The sequence below is a fragment of the Microcoleus sp. OTE_8_concoct_300 genome, from assembly GCF_031383065.1.
Taxonomy (GTDB): Bacteria; Cyanobacteriota; Cyanobacteriia; order Cyanobacteriales; family Microcoleaceae; genus Microcoleus.
Window position 1 is genome coordinate 1 of record NZ_JANMZH010000601.1, and the last position, 1113, is coordinate 1113.

The 1113-nt window shown below is 46.6% G+C and carries 1 protein-coding gene; it reads right to left on the bottom strand.

Annotated elements, in window-relative coordinates; all coding sequences use genetic code 11:
• Positions 1-1077: molybdopterin-dependent oxidoreductase (locus tag ACUVJL_RS27775; protein WP_445248794.1), on the bottom strand; the 1077-nt coding region annotated here is incomplete at its 3' end.
• Positions 1078-1113: the final 36 nt, after the last annotated feature.

Genomic DNA, 1113 nt, shown 5'->3' on the forward strand with positions numbered 1-1113 from the left:
ATAACCCTTAACGCGACTGAGGGGACGCCCCAACAGTTTTTCTAGAGCAGTCTGGATTTCTTTTTTCAGATTCACAGTCACGCCCATAGAGCTGAATCCTTGGACGTTTGAGTGTCCTCTCACCGGCATTAATCCAGCACCTTCTTTGCCAACATTTCCTGTCATCAAGGCAGTGTTGGCAATGCTGTAAACATTATCTACACCGTTATCATGTTGGGTAATTCCCATCGCCCAACCGAAGACAACTCGCTTTGAATTGCCGATGATTTTGGCTGCGGCCTCAATTTCTGCTTGTGAAACGCCGCAAGTTTCAGTAATAGTTTCCCAAGAAGTATCACGGGCGTGCTGTACTACTGCTTCCCAGCCTTCTGTATAAGCTTGCAAGTATGCTTCGTCCAACAATCCTTGTTCAATTACAGACTTTTGAATACCAAGAAATAAGGCTGTGTCGCTGCCGGGAATTGGTTGCAAGTAGAGGGAAGAAATATCTGAACCGGGGATGAGCGACTTGACTGGAAATGCCGGAGAACCAAACTTGACTAACCCGATTTCCATCATTGGGTTAATTACAATTATTTTACCGCCTTTCTCGCGAATTTTAATCAATTCGTTCATCAAGCGGGGATGATTGGAGGCAGAATTCGCGCCTGCGAGCACGACACAATCTGCTTGCTTCAAGTTTTCGAGACTCACTACCGAGGTGCGGGTAGCAAACATCTGGTTTAGCCCGGTTGTTGAGGGAGCGTGGCAAAGATCCGAGCAATCTGCTAAGTTATTGGAACCCATGGCGCGCATCATCAATTGCAGCAAAAAAGCCGCCTCGTTGGAAGAACGGCCGGAACTGTAGGATGCTACTCTTTCCGGGGGTTTGCGAAAAGCATCAGCGGCAATTTCATAAACTTCTTGCCACGAAATGCGATCGTAATGCGATTTTCCAGCGCGTAAAATCATCGGAAAACTGAGCCTTCCCAGCCGATCGCATTCCATTGAAGTTAATTGCTGAAGTTGGGTAATACTCTGCTGTTTAAATACTTGAGTTGAGATAGCCGGCTTAATTTCAGCGGAGATTGCTTCCACACTTTTCATGCAGCGTTGAAGTTTTTCGCCCTCTTC